Genomic DNA, 20,689 nt, shown 5'->3' with positions numbered 1-20,689 from the left:
CGGGAGGATTTCAATGAATGGCAAAAATTATGAAAAGTTTAAGGGTATTGTGACTAAAACTGATTCAGAAATTAGCCCTAAATTTGAAATTGATTTCAATAAACTTTCAGAATTAACAAATCATCATGGTGAGTTTTTAAAAAAAGTAAAAAAATATTATGAGTTAGAAAAAAATCGGTATCAAAATATTGAGGTTTATATAAGTGAAACTATGAAAGGATTTGGTCAAGGAGGGGATGATATCGAAATTGATATTAGGATATGTGTAGTTTTTTATGACGATACTCATATTTGTTTATTTGGTTGTCACGCCAATCACGAGAAATATCCAGATATTCTGAAGAGTAAACGTTTCATCACAAGGAGAAAACCTATATGACTATTTTTATTAGTGCGTTATTTGGAGGGTTACAGTATCCCGATACATTCACTCTAGTTATCGAAACGCCAATAATTTAATGAACATTCCGAACATTACATGGAGTTAATTCAGTTGAAAAATTCTAGACAAAGAAAGGAGAAATGAAAAATGAAGTGTGAATTTTGCGGTAATGAAACAAACGAGAATGATCCTTATCCTACGGTTTGTGAAAGTTGCTATGATGAAATAAACCTTGAAAATCCTTTTGGAGAATGGATAAATTACGAGTAATCTTATGTCATAATACGAAGAAACTACGCAGATGAACAATATATATGATTATCTTCTACATAAAGGGGGAACTGTTCGTGAGGTATCAGTTAGGAGCTAGAGAAAGAGAGCGTTTATTAGAGTCATTACCCCTTACCGACGAACAAAGAGATTTTCTAATTCATCATGTCAAAAGAGGTAAGAAAACTATTTTTGCTAATATTATGGCCAAAGATAAGGGGATTGTTTTACCTGGCCAGACTACCAATGAAGAGATAGAACAACTTTTAGATGAATGGATTCTAGATGATTATATTGATAATGGATTTGTGAATCCGGAAACACGTTGTGAGTGTGGCCGGCCGTTAAGGTATCAATATATTGTAAGACACAAGACTACAAATGAAAAAAGACGATTTGGAATTGATCATTTTGAAGAACATACCAATATATCTTCAACCATCATAAAAGATATTTTAAAAGGGTTCCACACTATTGATTATGAATTGGATGAACTGTTAGTTAAAATTAGTGAAAATTGGTCGTTAAGCGAGGTTGTTCCTTATTTACCTAATGAATTTAAATTATCTGAAGGTATAAAACAATATATTGATAATGATATTCCATTATTGGACAGACAGATTGAACTATTGAAAAAGGAAATACGATTGTTCGTCAACCAGCCTCAAAGATTAATAGATATAGTTCCTTCTAATGTTGAGAAAAGTCTAGAAAGACAAGAGAATGATCAAATTTCATTTGATTTTGGAATAGATGATTCGATTCATGAAGTTGCAACTACATTAGATAATAATAATGTGCAAATAAATTTAGGATTAACCCTAGAGGATCAAATATTTCAATTTGTCCAAGAAGGAATATCAAGTGCAAGGGTGATTTGTGAATTACTTATAAAACATGAACAAGTTTTCTCAGTTCGATACATTACTGGAAAGCCTAAAATCTTTGTACGAGTTTGTCAGTATTTAGACTCACTAGTAGATCAAGGAATAATAAAAAATAGAGAAATTTTAGGTACTGACGATAGGATATACAATATATGAATTGAAATATTTTATGTTTTGAAAGTGATATAAAAAAAAGAAAGGTGAGTATCATGAACTGTCCTATATGCGGAACTGGTATATTAGAAAGATTTTGTTTTTTTTCTCTGAAGGATAAAAAATGGCATATTACTAATGAAGAAAATAATAATGAGTTAGGGATTACAATGCTTGTGTGTAGCTTAGATGAATGTGGTTATACAAAAATGAAGGCAGTACCTGGAACATTATCCACGGCCAAGCGAATAATGAGAGAAGAATTGTATAAACAATATAATCTCTGTAGTTCAGGTACTGAAGCTAGTTTAACATAGAAAAAAGGCACATGTAAAAATAATTAAGAGACATGTAGAAGGATTGGTAAAAATGATATTTGGATATGCTAGAGTAAGTTCTGCTGATCAAAATCTAGAACGTCAGCTAAAAGAATTAGAGGAATATGGATGCGAGAGAATCTACACTGATAAACAATCTGGAAAAGATTTTTCACGTGATGGATACAAGGAAATGCGTTCTAAAATGCGATTTGGTGATGTACTAGTAATCCATGATCTCAGCAGATTTGGCAGGAATAAAAACGATATTATGGTTGAATGGAAGAGTTTAATTGACGATGAAATAGATATCGTTGTTTTAAATATGCCAATTCTTGATACACGTAAATATAAGGAGCTAGAAGGTATTGGACAGCTAGTATCAGACATCGTGCTTTCATTATTATCATGGATGGTGGAAGAAGAGAGAAAACGTATTCGTACAGCTCAACGTGAAGGAATCGAAATAGCAAAATCCAAAGGCATATATAAGGGTGGAAAAAAACAGTATCATGCCGGAGCCACAGGAAAAAATAAAATCATTTATGATGAAATTGTCCGCCTATTAAATGCTAATGAATCCATACAAAATATTCATAAACGAGTAGGTGTATCTAGGAATACAATATATAGTATTAAAAGAGAATTAGAATTACACAATGTAAAAAGAGATTGATATGATATAAATATTTGTAGTTAGGATTAGTTGGTATATTTCTAATGAGAGTGAAAACACATTAATTCAACGGTGACCGCCTCGCTCTTTTAAAATAGAATGAGGCGGTTTTTCATTGCTGTTGTATATGGAGAGAAGGGAGTTATTTTACAAGTAAAGAGTAAGATACTCCTTTTTTACTTTTTATGTTTATCAATAAATTGGGTTATTGCAGCAGCCATTGAAATAGTTCCGGTTTTAATTTCTTCATATATATATGAAATTATTTCAGACCATGAAAAATCGTCTTCATATGGATTGTTAGCGTTAATAAATTTTATAATCTTTTTTAATTCTTTAATTTTACCTGGGGGCATATTTTCCCTTAAATATTTTTTTAAATATTGATTAATTATGATGGGATTTTTTAAACCGTATTCTAATAATAGAGCAGTAGCTTTGGATGAAGTTACATCTAAGGAATAGGCAAGTCTTTTTATTAATTCATTTGTTTCTTGCTTGAATCGGATTGTTACTCTATCAGTAGATTCGCTAAATTTTTGTCTCTGTAAAGACGGTCTCTCTAAGTTTCCGAAATAAACCGTATTATTAAATTGGTATGTTCTCCTAAAATTCTCAGACAAGACATCGATTACCTGCTTAGAGTATATACCAGCTTCACAGATAAATTCGGCGACATCTTTAATAGGGGTATCGGTTATATAAGATATTCTACAGATTGTTTCTTTGAGATTTATTGTAATTGTGGGTTTAATAGTTACCTTTTTATCAGATCTAGTCTTTCTCACGCTCAACATTTTGTAGTTCCCTCCATGAAATCTATAAGTCAGTGTCCTTCTGTCCCAAGTCTTTTTTAATAGATTATGTTCTTAATAAACAAATATGTATAAAAAAATTAGAAATTGGCGATAAATAGAATAAATTCAGAACAGTTCGTGGAGGGGTAAATAGTGACAAAAGCAGAGGCAAAAAAAATAGCTAAAATTGGTATTAATGCAAGTAAAAAAAATGGACTTCCAGTCCGAAAAAAAGGAAAGGCTAAAAAATAATACTGTGAATATATATTAGGGTGCCTTAGTTCCAAGCGTTACTTTGAAAAATGAAACATAATCAAAAAACCGTCATTTTGGTCAATATTTTTCAAAATAACGGTTTTTAATTTGGTTGCAGTATAAGGAGAAAAGAGAGAGTTTTTGATTAAACCTTTTTTCTTTAAAATTTCATCATTCTTATTTGTTCTTGGTAAAATTGGTTTTTATATGTTGAAATAGGCCATATCCTCCAGATAAAGTAAGTATTGCAATTACTACCCACTTGTTTTTAATCATTAATTCTAAAAGCTGTCTTTCTTCTGAATTCGTTTGTTGTTTAAAAGATTCAAGGTCCTCGTTTTCCTTTAATAATTGGTCCACAAACACAACTTTTATTCCTAAAATAAATCCAATAGCAAGCCAAATTAATAGCAGGATGCCAACATAAAACAAATAATCCCCTCCTAACTGTTCAATTTTCCTAAGATTGATTATAAGTCTTAATCCACTAAAGATATCTCATTTAATCAAAATCAAACAATTTGATTCTTACAATATACCGTACAAAGGGAATTTTGAGATCGCTTTTTAAATGAAATCAAATATTCTTTTGTAGAACACTCTTTTCAATGATGCTGTTATTATGTCGATATTTATATTATTAGAAAAATGTTGAATTAAATTTTATTTTATAGTATTTTTAAATAGAAAAGTAGAATTAAATTATACAACGATTGTGAGGTGAAATTAATGCACAAGTATCAAAAGAAGACTGAAGTTGTTGAAATGGAAAAAACAAAGATGAGATATATAGCCTTCTACCAAATTGTGATACAGGAGATTACTTTTTTCACCAAGAGGATTTGTGCATACATACTCCAGATGGAATTAAGGCTGTAAATGTGGGTGATTACGTCATAAAAAATTTAAATGGAGAGTTTTATTCATGTGAACCGGATCTTTTTGAAAAAAGCTACAAAAGAATTTAGGTGAATCTGTAGTACTTTTTAATAGAAAGGATGAAATATAGGAAAATGAATGTAAAGAAATTAAAGAAAAAATTACTTGGTGCAGCTTTTTTGGGATTATTAGGGGGAGCTTTGTTGTTTGAGGGTAATGGTGGACATGCATTTGCTGCAACCACTGGAACAACAATTGTTTCTGGTTCTATTTCAGGAGGGGATTTAGATTTAGTCGCTCCTGCAAGTGCATCTTTTTCTGCAGTTAATTTAAACGGATCTGTTCAAACGGCTAATGCAAATCCAGGAACCTTGTCAATTACAGATGCAACAGGAACAGGTGAGGGCTATAGAGTTACTGTTCAAGCAACACAACTTACTGAAAAAGCACCTAGTGGTGGTTTTGCTACTGGAACCACAGCAAACGTTTTACCAAAAGGCCTTTTAACTTTAACAAGTGCTGGTGGTTCTATATCAGCAAATTCAGGAACGACTGCAACGGCGCCTAAATTCAATGGAACATCTTGGATTATTGATAATGGTTCCGCAACAACGATTGTAACAGCTAACAAAGGAGAAGGATTAGGAAAATTTGACGTTAGTTTTCCTACGAATGGTTTATCTCTTAATTTAAATCCAAATACTGTAATGGTCGATAAAACGAATTATCCAACAGGAGCAACTCCTTATCAAACTACTATAACGTATACGATTATTAGTGGACCTTAATAAGCTATAAACACAAAAAAGGAGGTAGATGCATAATTGTATCTACCTTTGAATTTTTAGGGTGGGATAAATGAAAAAAATATTGCTATTTCTTACAAGTATAATGTTGTTTATATTTTCAATTAATACCGCAAGTGCTAAAACAAACGATATTAAGACGAAGAATTTAGATTTCTCTGTATCACTAGAATTACCTAAAAATCAAGAAAAGGGAATAGAAAGTATCTTTAGTTTAAATGTTAAACCAAAGCAACATCAAACAGTATATATTAATTTAAAAAATAATACTTCAAAACCTATTACCGTAGAAATGTCTCAAGCAAACGCTCTTAACTCTCCTTCAGGTGGAATAAATTATACAAATAAAAGAAAAGATGATTACTCTCAACTGATTGATTCAATGTTTTATATGGATAACAAAATTAATATTCCAAAAGAAGTGAACTTAAAGGCTTATGAGAATAAGCGCATTCCCATTACAATACATGTTCCATCAATAGATCAAGGAACGTTATTAGGTGGTATAATATTTCATTCAAAAACCGTCCATTCAAACAGTAATGGCCAAGGCTACAGTGCCAAAGTAAGTATTGACAGAACAATTGCTATTAAACTAAATCTATCAAAGGAAATAAAAACTGTTCCTCTTAAAATTAGCAAAGTTGAAAGCGAGAACTTAGGCAACAGAGTTAATGTAGCATTTAACCTAGAAAATAAAAATGCATCCATTTTTCAAAATGTACAAATCAATTATGAAATCAGTAAAAAAGGAAAAATGATTTTTTCTGGAGAGATTCCTAGTTTTAATGTGGCTCCGAAAACTCAAGTAAAAATGCAGATTCCCTGGAATGCAGATGAGATCACACAAGGAAAATATCATTTAAAGATTAAACCTACTCCACAAAGTGAGGGAATTTCTCAAGATTTTAGTGTAACCAAACATAATTTAAGTACTTTATCAAAACAAAGTGGAGAAAAAGTAGTGACACCAATAAGTAGTATTCCATTTTATGCGTATTTTGTAGTTATCTTAATCATAGTTGGAATAGTCTATTGCGCATACCTATTTGGAACAAAAAGGAGAAAAGAAGAAGAAAATAATAAAAGAGCTGCTTAAATTAAAGGATGGTGTATCAATAAAAAATGAAAAAGGTTATAAAAACTATAGTTTGTTTAGTATTATTAGGCAACCTATTTTATTTGTATGGACACCCCACGTTTGCTAAAACACTATCAACACCATATACGTTCGCAGAAAGTACAAATCAAAATCAAACACAAAGAGTTACAATTTCTAATTTAAGTCAAGTTAATAGTGTTACGGTTGACAATGGAAACGTAACATACAGCGTCGATGGAAATGATATTACTTTAAACCTTTCCAAAGGCACAGGGTATCAAGTGCAGACAGGAGGTACTTATACACCAGCTGATAGTAAAACGGTAACTGATACAAGAAGTACAAGCCCTGGGGGTAGTTCAAGTTCGTTACCTTCATCAATTTCTTATAATAGTGGAGGTTATACAGGTACCTTAACTGGTGGAACGGCAACAGTTACATCAGGTACTTATACACCAGCTGATAGTAAAACGGTAACTGATACAAGAAGTACAAGCCCTGGGGGTAGTTCAAGTTCGTTACCTTCATCAATTTCTTATAATAGTGGAGGTTATACAGGTACCTTAACTGGTGGAACGGCAACAGTTACATCAGGTACTTATACACCAGCTGATAGTAAAACGGTAACTGATACAAGAAGTACAAGCCCTGGGGGTAGTTCAAGTTCGTTACCTTCATCAATTTCTTATAATAGTGGAGGTTATACAGGTACCTTAACTGGTGGAACGGCAACAGTTACATCAGGTACTTATACACCAGCTGATAGTAAAACGGTAACTGATACAAGAAGTACAAGCCCTGGGGGTAGTTCAAGTTCGTTACCTTCATCAATTTCTTATAATAGTGGAGGTTATACAGGTACCTTAACTGGTGGAACGGCAACAGTTACATCAGGTACTTATACACCAGCTGATAGTAAAACGGTGACTGATACAAGAAGTACAAGCCCTGGGGGTAGTTCAAGTTCGTTACCTTCATCAATTTCTTATAATAGTGGAGGTTATACAGGTACCTTAACTGGTGGAACAGCAACAGTTACATCAGGTACTTATACACCAGCTGATAGTAAGACTATTACAGACTATCCTCTTGAAAAACCTAAAGGTTCAGGTCCAAATGCATTTCCTTCGACAGTAAATTATAATAGTGGTGGATATTCAGGCACACTTACTAAATATTTTTTTTGTGGTACGTGTAACGTGGATGTAATGTACTATGAGGGTACAGTAACCAAGCCTGCATCGGATACTAGGGTTTGGACTAAAACTTATAGTGGTACAGTAACCAAGCCTGCAGTTGATACGAGAGTTTGGACTAAAACTTATAGTGGTACAGTGACAAAGCCCGCAGTTGATACTAGAACTTATGAAACAAGATATCAATATAAAGTTACCATAAATTATAATCAATATTCTGGTACCAACCCTTCCTTAACGACAAATGCAGGTATAAATTTAAATGGGGTTGATCAATATTTCAATATAAGTAACAGCTCTCAGTATAAAATTAGTAAAAATATATCGATAGGCATAATGTTCAAGCCAACTAGCACAAGTATTGACAGTAGGCAAAATCTTCTCTCTGATACGGAAGGTGGAGGTATCGCAATAACACTTCAGCCAAACTTTGCTAGAACTTATGTCTATATAAATGGGGCGTATCAAACAGTAGATATACCTATAAATCTTATTGGCTTAAACAAATGGAATTATATAATGATGACATATAATGGGTCAACCATCAATATGTATTTGAACGGAGATTTTGTTTCAAGTAAAAGTGTTACAGGAACTATTGCGTATCCTAATATGGATTGGAATGTGGGGGCAGAACCTGGAGCAACTTCACCTTCATACTTTTTTAAAGGTCAAATTGAAAACGTTAGAATATGGAATAGAGTTCTCTCAAGCACAGAAATTAGCAACGCTTCTAATCAAAGCTATAGTACAAGTGGACTTGTGGGAGCCTGGATATTCGATAGTAATACAACTGGAAAGTCCTATGATATATCAAACTATCAAAATGATGCTATTGGGAAAGGTTTTAGTCCGACAATAACAATGTCAGCATCAAATGTGGATGATCTTGGTGCCACATTAAATTGGTCAAGTGTTAGTGGGTCTACTTCATATTTATTACAGAGAGATGGTTCCCAAGTATATAAGGGGACAAATACAAGTTATATAGAAAATGCTCTTGCTTCAGAAACTAACTATAATTATTCCATTACCCCTATATTTACACATGGGGAAGGAGTTTCGGCAACAAAAACAATCACTACTTTAGTTGGTAGTTTATCTTTAGAATCAGTACCATCCAATATAAATATTTCTAATGTAGTTCTAAATGGTAAAACTCAAAAAATATACGGTTCATTTGGCCAAAAATTAATCGTTAAAGATACTAGGAAAACAAGGGATGGTTGGAAGATTAGAGTAAAAGCAACAAACTTTAAAAGTGCAGATGGATTAAGAACTTTCCCTTCAAATTCTATAGATATAAAGCCAGTCATAAGTATTAACCAAACAAAAGGATTGATGAAAGGTTCACCTACAATTACAAGTTCTAATCAGTTTATTGATAATACTAATGGAGCAATAATAATAAGTGCAGATTCTACAGATACTGGATATGGTATTTACGAAATTAGTTTCCCTTCTAATGTATTAGAAATAAATATTGATCCTAAGTATGGATTCAGTAATATTGATAAATCGGCATTAGAATATTCAACAAAGATAACGTGGACTGTAGAATCGGGCAATTAAATAATGGAATAAAAAAAGAAACAAGTTTCATGCTTGTTTCTTTTTTTAAAGTTTTGATGAACTATTATTTAACTATTTAACAACTTTTTTAATGGTTCCTTGGTAGTAAGAATAGAATTTTTGCTTTGCAGGGTCAGTCTCATTTTGAGTATCAGGTGTTAAATAGACTTGGGTAATGCTTAGAGTTCCTTGGTAGCCATCTTTATTATATTCGTAGTATCTAGGAAATTGGTTCTTATTTTTACCAACCTCACCTACTAATGCAACGTAACCTGTTTTCGTATCGCTATCTTGTTGCGACATAACATAAAATTTACTTTCTATTGTTAATTTAGTAAATGTATTACTAGACGGCTTAGAAACTACTTTTGGTGTAGATGGTGATTGAGTTATAATTTTAGGTTTTGCTGTATTGGATGTTGTTTGTACCTTAGTGTTATCTCTATTTGCAGTTTTCACAGTAGCAGCAACCGGTTTAGTAGAAACGGTTGCTGTTTTATGTACAGCTTTAACAGTAGTTACCGATTTTGCACTTTGCACAGTTTGTTTATTCTGTACAGGTTGGTTTGTTCCTTTGTTTTCAACTTTTAAGGATAAAGTAGTTTTAGGTGTAGATGTTGGTTTCTTTTCCGTTTTTAGTTGTGAAACTTCTTTTTTTGGTGAAGTACTAGCAGTTGTAATAGTCTTAACAGATGTTTGTTTTTGTTTATTAGTTGTTACAGTTTGTGTCTTTGCAGATTTAGAATTTGTACTTGCCTCTGCTTCTGCACTATTTCCGTTAAAGTAAAAAATTGACGATGAAAGTACCCCTAAAGATAGTACTGCACTAGTAATTAACTTGATTTTTTTCATATATTTTTCCACCCTTTTTCAATAATAGTTTAATATTGAGACTAAATATTGTAAGTTCTTAGGTACGTAAGTTTCATATTTTTTACATTTCCTATAATAAAGATACCCTTCAAAATACCTATTTGCAATAATTTTTATCAATTCATAGATTCATCTCCTTTAACTTTTACCTCCTTACCTTTATGATGTAATTATAACATATATACATCATAAAGGTAAAGAAATAATTTCCTGTTTTTTATGCAGGAAATTATTTCTTTACTATTATTTTGTTAGATACTTTTTTAATGATTCTTTTATGACTTCGGGTTCTTCTATTTCCTTATACTGTTCTAAAATATTTTGTAATTCCTGTTTCAAAATATTTTTTTTGGGGGAGTTTTGAACAAGATTTTTTTCGAATTCTTGAATAGCATCTCTAAAAACCTTTGCCCGTCCACCTTTTTTAAATCCATAACTCTTTGCAATTTCATCTAGTACTTCAAATACATACATGTCAGTCTTGAAAGTAAAATCTTCTTGCTCCTGGTTTCGCATCGATGAAAAGCTACCAGAAGGAATATACTGATCTACAATAAAATTAGATAGTTCAAATGTAAGGTTTCTATTACTAATTAAGTTACTAATTCTTTTTTTACTTCCTTTAGGAATATAAAATCTTTGTTTTTTTTGTTCGCTAACTTCAATAGGCTTATTACGGTATTGGTCAACTAGACAAGTCAAAATATCACGCATTAATGCCGATTTACTAATGCTATATCCTATTTTTTCAGCATTACGTAAAAGTAAGTCGATTTTATTTATTTCTTCTTTTGACATTCGGAATGGATGAACTTCAGGATCAACAATTTCTTTTTGAAAATCGTCTAATGAAGATGGTAAAGAATATTCATTTAATAAGTAGGATCTGAATATTTTTTTTCCTTTATATGGAGGAATAACTTTCTTAAAATCTTTAATTAACATTGAAGGGATATTATAAGAACAAAGCTCCATTTGTTAACACCTTTTCCTTTTATTCTTTATCTTAATCGCAATCTTAGTTTACGTAATATTGTTGTAAATTTAATTTTGTAAACATACCTTTGCTTTACTATTCATCTTTTGTATTCTGTAAATCGATTATATCTTTTTTAATCCCAATAATAACTCCATATAAATTATACTATGATTCAATTATAACATAAATACACCGTAAGGATATTCAGTCCATCATATATAAGCTTGAATAAAACCCATTCTTTGTAGACAAAAGGAATATGTGTAAATTATAATACAGTCGTGGGGGTTGAATTAAAAGATACAATATGTAGAATTAAATTTAATTTTTTGGAGGGGCTCTTATGAAAAGAAAAATTTTAAAATCCTTTGTGATTTTAGGTGTATCATCATTTATTTTGGTACCTAGTGCATTGGCTGCAACTAGTATTAAACCAGGTCAAGTTTATAAGCAAGTTAAAGACTTTAATGCAGAATATACAAGTCATTTGGATAAAACTACTTCAGCTAGTAAAACGAGTCTCAACAATACATTAACTAATTTAAATAAACGTGAAACGGATGAAAAAAATAATTATAATATTGAATTAAACCGTATCAATAAAGTTCAAGTAGCCGAAAAGAAACGTTTAGAAGATGCAAAGAGTAAAGCAAAAACAGATTTAGATAGAATTCACATTGGGGATCAAATTAAAATATCGGACCAACAATTTGAACTTCAAAAAAAGGATCTTGAAATGAAATCTAAACTTAAAATTCAAGAGTTGGAATTACAAAAAGCAAATATTAAAGACCAGACCACATTAGTTAATCAGAGTACAGAAGCTCAAAAGTCATTATTAAGTAGGGTGATTACTATAATCAAACCACTATTGAATATGTAAACATCCTATTGGTAAGTCTTTTTACTTTAAAGGTTTTAACCCCACTATATATAGAGAGAAAAGACAGGGGGATTCCCCTGTCTTTTAACTATTTTCTAATGTCGTTTATGCTAGAGATTAATCTTTACACATTAAAAACTTTTTTATATAATCAATTCAAGAAAACTCCTAAAAGGTTTTCTTAACCTCTAATAAAAGTCGGTGAAAACCGGCTTTTTTATTTTATTTAACTGTAGTGTAAGTCGAAAGAAAAAGCTTAATTTTTACGTTCAAACTTAGATAAAGCAACTTGTTCAAATAATGATTGAATTATATCAAAATCCTCATTCTCTAATTTCCCTATATAGAAAGCTAATGCATATTCAATAGCATCACCGACATTATTAGAAAAAGCTTTTATATATTCATCGTATTCCGGTGACAATTTTAAATTTTTTCGCCCTCTTGAACTTTTAGTTTTTAATTTTTTTTGTACAAAATGTTTAAGTAAATTTACTCTCGAATCATTCATCACAAAAGAAAATTCATTAGCTGAAGTTCCTTCGTCCTTTAATTGGTCCAGGATTAATTCTACAAATTCACTTGTACTATATTCTGGATATTTATTTAATGACTCTAAGGTGACCTTCCCGTCCAAAGCTTTTAACAAATCGATACGTTTTCTCTGATCACCATGTAATTCTAAAAGGACCTCAAGTAAAACCTGAAATGTAATGTCGAATCGATAGGTTTTAAATTTTAAATCACTTTTATTCATTTGTTCTTCCTTCTCTTTAGTTACCAACCTCTTAAAGACAGTTTCAATTAATGCATATTCATAGTCAGATGTCTCATTTATAAACAAAGCAATCGCAAGTTCTAACACTTCGCCAATATTATTATTACCAGCATAATCATTAATGAAATCCTGATAACTAGGTAGTATTCTTAGCGACTTTAACATGCTTAAATGTTTTACTTCGGATTCTTCATTTACATACTTAAGTAACGCTTTTACTTTTGGTTCATTTTTTAGATAAGTAGCGTCCCGAAAAGGAAGATTTAAACTCTTTAGTCCATCAATCATTGTTTCAGTTAAATTATGTTGGGTCAATATAGGTAGTTCTTTAATTTTCCTTGAATCTAAATCATTTTGGTTGTCTAAGAAAGTATTAAACAGCTCTCTTTTTTCGTTACCATAAATATCAATACAAGCTTCAAATGCAACATAAAAGGGAAAACTTAGCCTGTATGTTTTGGGATTTAAGAGATATCTTTTTTGAGTTTGTTTATTCAATTCTTGTTCCATATAAAACCCTCATTCCTAATGAATTAAGATAAAATCATTAATAATTTACACATAATATTCCCAGTATTAAGCATATTTTCTTTCATTTTCATCGTTTAAATCCTGGAATAACAAATAATATTTCTCTATTAATTGATTTGTAACTGCTTTCGGTATAGTTCCAATTCTAGACTTTATCAAACTTTCTGCGATTCGCACTTTTTTAGTCCAATAATCATATTGACGGTAAGCTTCCTTATAACTTTCTGCATTTTCTTTATTTTCGAACCTAAAACGGCCAACAAAAGACATTAAATTATACGTACTTCTTCTTTCTTGTCTACAAAAACGCAGCAACAATAACAAATCAAATGTATGGTATTCCATTAAATCTTTTGTAGATTTGTTTGCGTCAACCCAATCAACAGATCCCCTTAAAAAATAAGAACTTTTTCTATTCTTTATCTCAACATTCATATTACAAAAGGAGCAATAAAAGTTTTGATTATTTTGTTTTATGTTAGAATAACAGTATGGACATTTTGGCATTACCATTACCCCCTAAATTGTAACTTAACCTCTAAATATATTATATCGTAAACCTGTACACAAGTCAATTTAATTAATTGTCTTTTATTAAAGGGGCAAATGCCCCTTTTTATGTGGTCACAAGTCGATTTCTAAGATTGAATTGTGTAATAGCACTTTTAATTTGCTTCGCAAGTGCTGTTCCCATTTTTATAGGAACACCGTTCGCAATCGCTTCTTGCATCGCTGAAAGCCTACCTTTAAAGACAAAATGATCTGGTAAACTAAACAATCGGCAACACTCTCGAATGGACAATATGCGATTTTCTTCTGGATGTAAAAGCATTGCTTTTCGAGGGTTTACAATGGTTACGGATGGCTTATCCCATTCTAAACGCTTATACATGTCACTATGCTGTCCTTTTGGCCGAATGGACTCTGGAATATCGAAAACATTCCCTCCTGGCTTAACATGCATTATTCTTTCTAATGTTATCGACTTTGGTTTAGACACATCATTTTGATTTGGAACAGAACTATTAAGCCCCTTAAAAGCATTTCTCACCGTTTGAAACAGATTCTTAGGCAAGATTGCATTAGGTAAAGATATAGGAGCTCCTAATCGACTTCCTATGATAAATGCCCTCTTCCTATCTTGCGGATCTCCATAATCTGCGGAAGAGACAACCCCCTTTGTAATTTGATAATTTGAAAGTTCTTGTTCAATTTCTTTAATAAACTGACCTTCACCAGCTGTTAAAATCTGCGGTACATTCTCTAATACAAATACATAGGGTTTTATTTGTTTAACCGATTTAATATACTCTTTCACTAGTAAATTGTTAGGATTGTCTAAAAAGTTAGTGTAACGATTGGAATTAGAAAATCCCTTACAAGGGCTTCCACCTATTACAATCGGTGCATAGGGAAGCTTACTTTTATCAAAAGTTTTAATGTCAGCTACTTCAATATCCCCTATATTATGTCTATATGTTTTTGCTATCTCTGCATCTTTTTCAAGTGCAAATATCACATCAAAACCACTCTGCATGAAAGCAAAATCCAGGAGTCCGGCTCCGGAAAATAAAGATACGACTTTTAACGGAATGCTAATTTCCGATAATGCATTATGTAAATCATATACATGGGCTGTTTTAGTTTCTTGATTTGGAAGAAAATCAAAGATATTTAATTGCTGAAAAGAAGTAGTTTGCCCAACAACGTTTTCCAATTCCGTCTTTGAGAATTGAAAAGTTACTTTTGGTTTGGTCTTTCTAAAATCCTGTATTTTGAAGATTTGGCCAATCTTTTTCTTTATAGTTCCTTGTAATTTCTGAACGTGTTCACATGCTGTATTATTATCGTTTTCAAAAACTCCTACAACAATGTGCTCCCCATATATACTTACCTGAAGATAAGAAGAGTTTTTAAGTAAAGATAATATATCTTTACTTCGAATATCGATAACTGGCTTAATACTGTCTTTTATTTTACGTTTGGATACTGTATTACCTTTGCTATCGGAAGGCAATATGATAATTTTTCTATTCTGTATATCAACAACATATTTAAAATTTGTTCCTGGTTTAAAGACAGTATTTCTTAACTCTTTATCTTGAAGATATAAACCTCTATTTGATTTTTTGGCAATTCTCGATTTGATCAATTTCATCCTAAAACCTCCAAAAAGATATTTCTTAACCTCTATAATAATTATATCGTAAACATGTACACAAGTCAAGATGTTTAGTTAAATATTATCTTTAAAACTAGGCTGACCACTATTAAAGGGAAGGATTAACTTGTTCGGCATTTGTCAACGGTAATCGCAGGGAGGCGTTTTTTCCGACCGAGAATTAAGGAGTTGACAAATTCTCTGTCCCAAACCCTCTTGGCATTGAACAAACAACCGTTTGTTCCTGCCACCCGGCGAGGGATCCCCTCAAGGATTGAGGGGTAGGGGAGTTCGATTCCGAAAAGTTTTTGGGGTTGCCTTTTTTCAAAAAGGCAAGGTCTTAATATGCTTTTAATGTCTTTGTACTTCGCAAGCGAAAAAAGCTGGTATGCCCCCTTAAAATGGTTTTTAAGGGGGCTTGCGGAATCGTCAAGGGATGCACCGCAGAATTTGCCCTACGGATCCTGGCTTTAGTGGAGTTGGTTTTGCTTTGATGGAAGACCATTAGGAACCGTTTATGTGCCTCCTACCTCTATTGCACATTACGGTTCCTTTTGGTCGACTGAAGAAGCAAAAACAAACGACACTTAGCCTAGTAGCCGTTGGCCATAATTCGAGAACACCCTTGACGATTCCGCCCGGCTCTTTTTCGTGGAGATACCGTCCCTTGTATTTATTCTTTTACCCCTTTTAATAGAGGGAATATTATGATATTTTTGAGTTAATAACCAATTATTTATAAAAATGGAAGGGAAGTGTATCTAATTGAGAGCAACCGGAGTTACTAGAAAAGTAGATCCTTTGGGGAGGATTGTTTTACCAAGTGAGCTTAGAAAGGTATATGAAATTAATGAGAATGATAAACTGGAAATCTTCACAAATGAGGATACAATTATTCTTCGTAAATTCCGCAAGGAACAAGCATGTATTTTCACAGGGGACATACTTCCTAATAATTTTCACTTTAGCAGAGGTAAAATAGTCATTAATCAAGAGATTGCTAAAGAGTTATTATTAGAATTAAAGAGCCATTTTAATAAAGAAAACTAAAAAACTAGCATTGCTAGTTTTTTAGTTTAATTCTATATACTTTACCAATCATTTAGAAAGGTTCTAACACTATTTTTTAAACTTCTTTCAAGTCATTTTCCAAATTTTTAAGGTTTAAAAAAGTACTAACCGAAAGTGAAATATTGAAATTTGTAAGACTTCTTAGTTCTAAGGATACACGATTTTCCGATTCCTCTATGTCAATACTGCAATAAGATAATGAATTTAAAAAACGCTCGTTTTTCTCTTCTTCCCCTTCTCTCATATATCTGATTTCTACTAAATGCTTAATTAATACTGTTTCTGAAGCGTCTATTACAGCGTGACGGATTCCCCATTCAATCTCTTCTTGTTCCTCTTGGGTTAAACTGTTTAACAGGTGAAAATTCTTCAAAGCTTGTACAAATGAGGATGTTAATGGGTTTCGGGATAAGTACCCAAACCCATTATCTTTTAACCGTTCAACAAATAAAGCAGATACTTCTTCATGATAAAACTGTGCATAATTAACCATTTATCCAAAAGCCCCTTTCTATTTACTAAAACAATACTGTTAATAATGGTTGCCAATGTGATAATACTTTCAGCTATGCAGCAAAATATCGCTTGATTTCATTTCCAATCCATTGCCCCATATGTCGGGGTACAGCATTACCAATTTGTCTATATGCATCATTATCAGTTCCAGCAAATTTAAACCAATCGGGAAAACCTTGTAACCTTGCATATTCTCTGACTGAATAAGGTCTAATGGATACACCATCATCTATTAATCTTGTAGATCTGTCTTTTGCATAATGAGCTACACAAGTCGGGGCAATACCGTCTAGATTAGTTATGATTGGTTTATCTCTATACGCTCCATTCAATCGCCTTTGGACGTAATCAGGAGTATATACTTCAGTACCAACTTCAATAATATCTCTCATGCTTATTGGCTTACTTTCTGGATATCTCAAGTTAGTAAACGGTTTTTTCGTTCCAATAACTATGAGTCTTTTTCTTTCTTGCGGAAGCCACATATTAGCATTTACAGGACATTCAACCCTCACATAGTAATTAGGTAATTTAGTAAGGCACTCCATAACAACTTGAAATTTTCTCATTCCAGGAACATTTTCCACGATATACATTTCTGGTTGAGCCAGTGCAACGTGTCGGAAAAAATGAAGGAATAAATCATCACCGGTCCTTGTTCCATGTATATCAGCTATACGACTGTATTTTGTACAAGGAAATGTTCCTATATATACATCAGCGTCTTGTTGGTCTAAAACTGTGATTTTAGTAATATCTGACTCATTTACTTGGTGATTAAAATTCATCCTCAATGTTTCACATGCTGTTTTATCAATCTCAAAAGATTCAAGTATATCAATTCCGGCTTCTAACATTCCTAAATCCATTCCACCAGCACCACTAAAATAACTTTTTGCTGTAATCATAGGTTATCCTCCATTGTTGCTCTAAATAGGGGTACAGCCAACGTACTAACATAAAACCCACGCTAAGGAAAAAAGCTTGATGTAAAAGGGTTTACTAGCGTAACAAAAAGGATTATTTGAAATAATGTTACGGATTATTTTTGATACAGTATTTTGTTACAGCTAAATTGACTAAATTAAGGCTAACGCTTCTTGGAACCAATGTTGCAACAAAAACGTTCATTTTAGTTACAATCCTTAGCGTACAAAAATCAAGGTTTTCACTTCCAAGAAATGTCTTAACGTGGGTTTTATGTCATTTGGTTGGCGGAACCCCAAATAGGTCTTATCACTAACGTTCTGAAATATATAGCAAACATTATGAGAAGCTATCAGCTTGTAACTTCTCATAATATCCTTCACTTTTTGTTATTCAGCCATTCAGCTGTATATTTACCACAATAATGACATCTTCCATTGCTCCACAACCCAAGATGCAAAATATAAGGTTTACCATCTTTCCCCTCAATAATTGCGCCCTCATTTCCTTTTCCACAATAGTTACAGTCATTATCCTTTTTCATTGCTTCATATTTTTGTTGTTGCTTAATTAAATTTTGAGTAGCTTCTTCTCCATATTTTTGCAAAGTATCTTTTTCCCATTTATATGCCATTTCCAATTCCTCCATATTGAAAAGAAAACACGTTTACTAGTCATCTATAGTTAGATTAAGGTTTCTTTTTTAATGAGAATAGGGGAAATTTTATCCCCTATCCAATTTACCCCCATATAGCTTTTTCATATTCTGGTAAACTTTCAATTATTGCATTTTTAACCACTTGAATCGTTTTTTCTATAAAGGTATAATCGAATTCTTTTGGACCTAATTCAATGTTATATCGGATACATTCTAAAGATTTGAGAAGCTGACAAAGATTATCGAAACGAGAATAATCATTATCCTTTATAACAAGTGGTTCATATTGAAAGTGAGGTATTTTATACAAACGAGCATAACTTTCATAATTTGCTGTATGTAGCTTTTGAATATCTTCTTTCAATTTTTTAGATCCTAAAGCCTCTTTTATCTGATTAATAATGTAGTTTTGATTCATAAATAGCGTATTAAATACTTTAACGTAGGTTTCATTGTTAATAGTTGTTGTTTTAAAATAAAGTTTGATCGTTTATAAAAAAGTTGCACCGTTTTGAAAAAAGATTGATCGAAATAAGGGATTAATTTCTTGTGAAACGTTGATTAAACAATGTTTATAGTATTTTTTGATCAATCTTTTTTATAAAAACTAACTTGTTTCAGTAAGGATTGAAGAGTGTTTTGATCGATCTTTTTTATAAAATGCAATGTGTCTTTAATCTTCCTAATTCTTCAAACCAACTTTTATCATTAGTTTCTAATGCTAAAAGTTGAAGATTATGAATTGCATCATTGTCTAACTGAAATTTAATTGGAGATATGTCGTTTTTTGTATAAACCTTACTGTTTCTGTAACCAAATTTAACCTTTATAGATGTTTCAGTATGGTTTTTATAAACGATAAAACCGACTTGATTTTCAGCTAAAACCCATTCGCCAATGTTCATGATTATCCCTCCTACGCAACTATAAAAAATGTTCAATCTTTTTTATAAAGCTACAATAGTAATTACTGACATTTAAATTCCTCCTATCAATTTCTTAACCTCTATAATTATTGACTTGTATACATGTATACAAGTCAATAATTAATTGCCATTTTAGAAGTATTTTTTTAAAGAAAAAACCAATCAATAGTTTTGATTGGTTTAGTTCTATATATTCATTTAGAACATTCCTATATCTATTTAATGTTATCCTTGTCTATATCTTACTCAATGGTCTTAGTGTTTTCTACCATATCTACATAGTTCATAGCTTCTTTAGATGTTGGAAAAACTAATTGATTTTCACCTTCTTCTAAAGGAACATACTCTCCTATAAAACTATAAAAAACACCAATAACCCAACCTTCACCATCAGCATTTTTCAATACATGGTATTTAGGTTCTAGATCACCAAAATAACTAACTATGATATGATAACTAAAATAACTCTCATGTTCGGTTTGCTTCCAATTAGTATTTTCCTTTTTTAACTTATTTTCACAATCTAACTTATTCATTTTAGAACCCCCGTAGATATTTTTTAGAAAAAGCCAATCAAAATAATTTGATTGGCTTAACATTTTACCCTCAACACTTATATAAACTTTTATTTATTCCATGTTCGCCTTAACTAAATGAAATATTTTGTTTATAGTAAATCCTTATAAAATGTCCATCTATTATTTCATAGCCCATTATTGATATTGAACGATGATAGTCCTCCAAATTCTTTAAGTAATCCAATTCGCCTTTCACTTCAAACCAAGTATCAACCGTATTAAATTGGATCAATTTATCATTTTCAATTCTTTTTTTATTAACTGGTCGAATTTGTAAAATAGATTCTATTTCTTTTAAAGAAAGAGAATAGTAATCAATAACTTTATTAGGATAATTTTCATCTACTTCAAATCTTAATGTTTCATCTAAATACCTTTTCATAATTACCTCCTAGATTATCTTAACCTCTACCTTAATTATATCGTAAACATGTATACAAGTCAATAAGTTTGGTTAAATATTATCTTTAAAACTAGGCTGACCCCTATTAAAGGGAAGGATTAACTTGTTCGGCA

At 31.6% G+C, this 20,689-nt stretch carries 24 protein-coding genes; 10 read left to right on the top strand and 14 right to left on the bottom strand.

Annotation, left to right across the window (positions count from 1 at the left end):
* Positions 1-13 precede the first annotated feature (13 nt).
* The 5 genes from CWO92_RS21105 (at position 14) to CWO92_RS21090 (ending at position 2,685) form a co-directional block, all read left to right on the top strand.
* On the top strand, positions 14-379 hold the full coding sequence (locus tag CWO92_RS21105) for a hypothetical protein (RefSeq protein WP_101356183.1): 366 nt from the start codon (positions 14-16) through the stop codon (positions 377-379).
* Between the two features lie 150 nt (positions 380-529).
* Complete coding sequence (locus CWO92_RS26370) at positions 530-652, top strand: hypothetical protein (protein WP_268877610.1); 123 nt, start codon at positions 530-532, stop codon at positions 650-652.
* A gap of 77 nt (positions 653-729) precedes the next feature.
* The gene (locus tag CWO92_RS21100; protein WP_235851649.1) at positions 730-1,695 is read left to right on the top strand and encodes a DUF3895 domain-containing protein; all 966 of its coding nucleotides are present in this window, start codon (positions 730-732) and stop codon (positions 1,693-1,695) included.
* A gap of 53 nt (positions 1,696-1,748) precedes the next feature.
* Entirely contained in the window at positions 1,749-2,009 is a 261-nt protein-coding gene (locus tag CWO92_RS21095) for a hypothetical protein (protein ID WP_101356181.1), read from the top strand.
* 52 nt (positions 2,010-2,061) lie between these two features.
* A complete protein-coding gene (locus CWO92_RS21090) occupies positions 2,062-2,685 on the top strand; it encodes a recombinase family protein (RefSeq protein ID WP_101356180.1) in 624 nt (207 codons plus the stop codon).
* A 176-nt stretch (positions 2,686-2,861) separates the two neighbouring features.
* On the opposite strand, the gene CWO92_RS21085 is transcribed toward CWO92_RS21090, so the two are convergent.
* Positions 2,862-3,482, bottom strand: a complete 621-nt coding sequence (locus tag CWO92_RS21085) for a hypothetical protein (protein WP_101356179.1) — start codon at positions 3,480-3,482, stop codon at positions 2,862-2,864.
* Positions 3,483-3,914: 432 nt separating this feature from the next.
* Positions 3,915-4,169 (bottom strand): hypothetical protein, encoded by a 255-nt coding sequence (locus tag CWO92_RS21080; protein ID WP_101356178.1) that lies wholly within the window; start codon positions 4,167-4,169, stop codon positions 3,915-3,917.
* A 581-nt stretch (positions 4,170-4,750) separates the two neighbouring features.
* Between CWO92_RS21080 and CWO92_RS21075 the strand changes: the two genes are divergently transcribed.
* The 3 genes from CWO92_RS21075 to CWO92_RS21065 all read left to right on the top strand — a co-directional run bounded on the left by CWO92_RS21075 (position 4,751) and on the right by CWO92_RS21065 (position 9,292).
* Positions 4,751-5,404: a WxL domain-containing protein gene (locus CWO92_RS21075; protein ID WP_158176897.1), complete on the top strand. Its 654-nt coding sequence runs from the start codon at positions 4,751-4,753 to the stop codon at positions 5,402-5,404.
* A gap of 70 nt (positions 5,405-5,474) precedes the next feature.
* Positions 5,475-6,521, top strand: a complete 1,047-nt coding sequence (locus CWO92_RS21070; protein WP_101356176.1) for a WxL protein peptidoglycan domain-containing protein — start codon at positions 5,475-5,477, stop codon at positions 6,519-6,521.
* A gap of 83 nt (positions 6,522-6,604) precedes the next feature.
* Complete coding sequence (locus CWO92_RS21065; protein WP_165786736.1) at positions 6,605-9,292, top strand: LamG-like jellyroll fold domain-containing protein; 2,688 nt, start codon at positions 6,605-6,607, stop codon at positions 9,290-9,292.
* Between the two features lie 72 nt (positions 9,293-9,364).
* Here CWO92_RS21065 and CWO92_RS21060 read toward each other — a convergent pair whose 3' ends face one another.
* On the bottom strand, positions 9,365-10,144 hold the full coding sequence (locus CWO92_RS21060; protein ID WP_101356174.1) for a hypothetical protein: 780 nt from the start codon (positions 10,142-10,144) through the stop codon (positions 9,365-9,367).
* A gap of 264 nt (positions 10,145-10,408) precedes the next feature.
* Positions 10,409-11,140, bottom strand: coding sequence for a hypothetical protein (locus CWO92_RS21055; protein ID WP_101356173.1), 732 nt, complete (start codon positions 11,138-11,140; stop codon positions 10,409-10,411).
* A 347-nt stretch (positions 11,141-11,487) separates the two neighbouring features.
* On the opposite strand from CWO92_RS21055, the gene CWO92_RS21050 reads away from it, so the two are divergent.
* A complete protein-coding gene (locus CWO92_RS21050; protein ID WP_101356172.1) occupies positions 11,488-12,027 on the top strand; it encodes a hypothetical protein in 540 nt (179 codons plus the stop codon).
* A gap of 256 nt (positions 12,028-12,283) precedes the next feature.
* On the opposite strand, the gene CWO92_RS21045 is transcribed toward CWO92_RS21050, so the two are convergent.
* The 3 genes from CWO92_RS21045 to CWO92_RS21035 all read right to left on the bottom strand — a co-directional run bounded on the left by CWO92_RS21045 (position 12,284) and on the right by CWO92_RS21035 (position 15,494).
* Positions 12,284-13,315 carry a hypothetical protein gene (locus tag CWO92_RS21045; RefSeq protein WP_101356171.1) on the bottom strand — a complete coding sequence of 344 codons (1,032 nt, stop codon included), beginning with the start codon at positions 13,313-13,315 and terminating at the stop codon, positions 12,284-12,286.
* A 66-nt stretch (positions 13,316-13,381) separates the two neighbouring features.
* Positions 13,382-13,843: a hypothetical protein gene (locus tag CWO92_RS21040; protein WP_101356170.1), complete on the bottom strand. Its 462-nt coding sequence runs from the start codon at positions 13,841-13,843 to the stop codon at positions 13,382-13,384.
* 109 nt (positions 13,844-13,952) lie between these two features.
* Positions 13,953-15,494 carry a DNA cytosine methyltransferase gene (locus CWO92_RS21035; protein WP_235851648.1) on the bottom strand — a complete coding sequence of 514 codons (1,542 nt, stop codon included), beginning with the start codon at positions 15,492-15,494 and terminating at the stop codon, positions 13,953-13,955.
* 768 nt (positions 15,495-16,262) lie between these two features.
* On the opposite strand from CWO92_RS21035, the gene CWO92_RS21030 reads away from it, so the two are divergent.
* On the top strand, positions 16,263-16,547 hold the full coding sequence (locus CWO92_RS21030) for an AbrB/MazE/SpoVT family DNA-binding domain-containing protein (RefSeq protein WP_101356169.1): 285 nt from the start codon (positions 16,263-16,265) through the stop codon (positions 16,545-16,547).
* Positions 16,548-16,623: 76 nt separating this feature from the next.
* On the opposite strand, the gene CWO92_RS21025 is transcribed toward CWO92_RS21030, so the two are convergent.
* From CWO92_RS21025 to CWO92_RS20995, 7 genes are all read right to left on the bottom strand, one after another.
* Positions 16,624-17,061, bottom strand: coding sequence for a hypothetical protein (locus tag CWO92_RS21025; protein ID WP_101356168.1), 438 nt, complete (start codon positions 17,059-17,061; stop codon positions 16,624-16,626).
* A 73-nt stretch (positions 17,062-17,134) separates the two neighbouring features.
* The gene (locus tag CWO92_RS21020; RefSeq protein WP_101356167.1) at positions 17,135-17,992 is read right to left on the bottom strand and encodes a DNA cytosine methyltransferase; all 858 of its coding nucleotides are present in this window, start codon (positions 17,990-17,992) and stop codon (positions 17,135-17,137) included.
* A gap of 398 nt (positions 17,993-18,390) precedes the next feature.
* Positions 18,391-18,645 carry a hypothetical protein gene (locus CWO92_RS21015; RefSeq protein WP_101356166.1) on the bottom strand — a complete coding sequence of 85 codons (255 nt, stop codon included), beginning with the start codon at positions 18,643-18,645 and terminating at the stop codon, positions 18,391-18,393.
* Between the two features lie 106 nt (positions 18,646-18,751).
* Positions 18,752-19,033 carry a hypothetical protein gene (locus CWO92_RS21010; RefSeq protein WP_101356165.1) on the bottom strand — a complete coding sequence of 94 codons (282 nt, stop codon included), beginning with the start codon at positions 19,031-19,033 and terminating at the stop codon, positions 18,752-18,754.
* Between the two features lie 289 nt (positions 19,034-19,322).
* The gene (locus tag CWO92_RS21005; protein WP_101356164.1) at positions 19,323-19,574 is read right to left on the bottom strand and encodes a hypothetical protein; all 252 of its coding nucleotides are present in this window, start codon (positions 19,572-19,574) and stop codon (positions 19,323-19,325) included.
* A 263-nt stretch (positions 19,575-19,837) separates the two neighbouring features.
* Positions 19,838-20,131, bottom strand: a complete 294-nt coding sequence (locus CWO92_RS21000; RefSeq protein WP_101356163.1) for a hypothetical protein — start codon at positions 20,129-20,131, stop codon at positions 19,838-19,840.
* A 109-nt stretch (positions 20,132-20,240) separates the two neighbouring features.
* The gene (locus CWO92_RS20995; protein ID WP_101356162.1) at positions 20,241-20,555 is read right to left on the bottom strand and encodes a hypothetical protein; all 315 of its coding nucleotides are present in this window, start codon (positions 20,553-20,555) and stop codon (positions 20,241-20,243) included.
* Between the last annotated feature and the right edge of the window lie 134 nt (positions 20,556-20,689).

This window comes from Heyndrickxia camelliae, from assembly GCF_002844575.1.
GTDB lineage: Bacteria > Bacillota > Bacilli > Bacillales > Bacillaceae_C > Margalitia > Margalitia camelliae.
The sequence above is the reverse complement of the archived record's forward strand: the minus strand, read 5'-3'. Positions and strand labels throughout refer to the sequence as shown.

Excerpts from the sequence above, each read along its gene's own strand:
- CWO92_RS21105 (WP_101356183.1), top strand. The coding sequence starts at position 14 with ATGAATGGCAAAAATTATGAAAAGTTTAAGGGTATTGTGACTAAAACT.
- CWO92_RS26370 (WP_268877610.1), top strand. The coding sequence starts at position 530 with ATGAAGTGTGAATTTTGCGGTAATGAAACAAACGAGAATGATCCTTAT.
- CWO92_RS21095 (WP_101356181.1), top strand. The coding sequence starts at position 1,749 with ATGAACTGTCCTATATGCGGAACTGGTATATTAGAAAGATTTTGTTTT.
- CWO92_RS21090 (WP_101356180.1), top strand. The coding sequence starts at position 2,062 with ATGATATTTGGATATGCTAGAGTAAGTTCTGCTGATCAAAATCTAGAA.
- CWO92_RS21085 (WP_101356179.1), bottom strand. The coding sequence starts at position 3,482 with ATGTTGAGCGTGAGAAAGACTAGATCTGATAAAAAGGTAACTATTAAA.
- CWO92_RS21075 (WP_158176897.1), top strand. The coding sequence starts at position 4,751 with ATGAATGTAAAGAAATTAAAGAAAAAATTACTTGGTGCAGCTTTTTTG.
- CWO92_RS21070 (WP_101356176.1), top strand. The coding sequence starts at position 5,475 with ATGAAAAAAATATTGCTATTTCTTACAAGTATAATGTTGTTTATATTT.
- CWO92_RS21060 (WP_101356174.1), bottom strand. The coding sequence starts at position 10,144 with ATGAAAAAAATCAAGTTAATTACTAGTGCAGTACTATCTTTAGGGGTA.
- CWO92_RS21055 (WP_101356173.1), bottom strand. The coding sequence starts at position 11,140 with ATGGAGCTTTGTTCTTATAATATCCCTTCAATGTTAATTAAAGATTTT.
- CWO92_RS21050 (WP_101356172.1), top strand. The coding sequence starts at position 11,488 with ATGAAAAGAAAAATTTTAAAATCCTTTGTGATTTTAGGTGTATCATCA.
- CWO92_RS21045 (WP_101356171.1), bottom strand. The coding sequence starts at position 13,315 with ATGGAACAAGAATTGAATAAACAAACTCAAAAAAGATATCTCTTAAAT.
- CWO92_RS21040 (WP_101356170.1), bottom strand. The coding sequence starts at position 13,843 with ATGCCAAAATGTCCATACTGTTATTCTAACATAAAACAAAATAATCAA.
- CWO92_RS21035 (WP_235851648.1), bottom strand. The coding sequence starts at position 15,494 with ATGAAATTGATCAAATCGAGAATTGCCAAAAAATCAAATAGAGGTTTA.
- CWO92_RS21025 (WP_101356168.1), bottom strand. The coding sequence starts at position 17,061 with ATGGTTAATTATGCACAGTTTTATCATGAAGAAGTATCTGCTTTATTT.
- CWO92_RS21020 (WP_101356167.1), bottom strand. The coding sequence starts at position 17,992 with ATGATTACAGCAAAAAGTTATTTTAGTGGTGCTGGTGGAATGGATTTA.
- CWO92_RS21015 (WP_101356166.1), bottom strand. The coding sequence starts at position 18,645 with ATGGCATATAAATGGGAAAAAGATACTTTGCAAAAATATGGAGAAGAA.
- CWO92_RS21005 (WP_101356164.1), bottom strand. The coding sequence starts at position 19,574 with ATGAACATTGGCGAATGGGTTTTAGCTGAAAATCAAGTCGGTTTTATC.
- CWO92_RS21000 (WP_101356163.1), bottom strand. The coding sequence starts at position 20,131 with ATGAATAAGTTAGATTGTGAAAATAAGTTAAAAAAGGAAAATACTAAT.
- CWO92_RS20995 (WP_101356162.1), bottom strand. The coding sequence starts at position 20,555 with ATGAAAAGGTATTTAGATGAAACATTAAGATTTGAAGTAGATGAAAAT.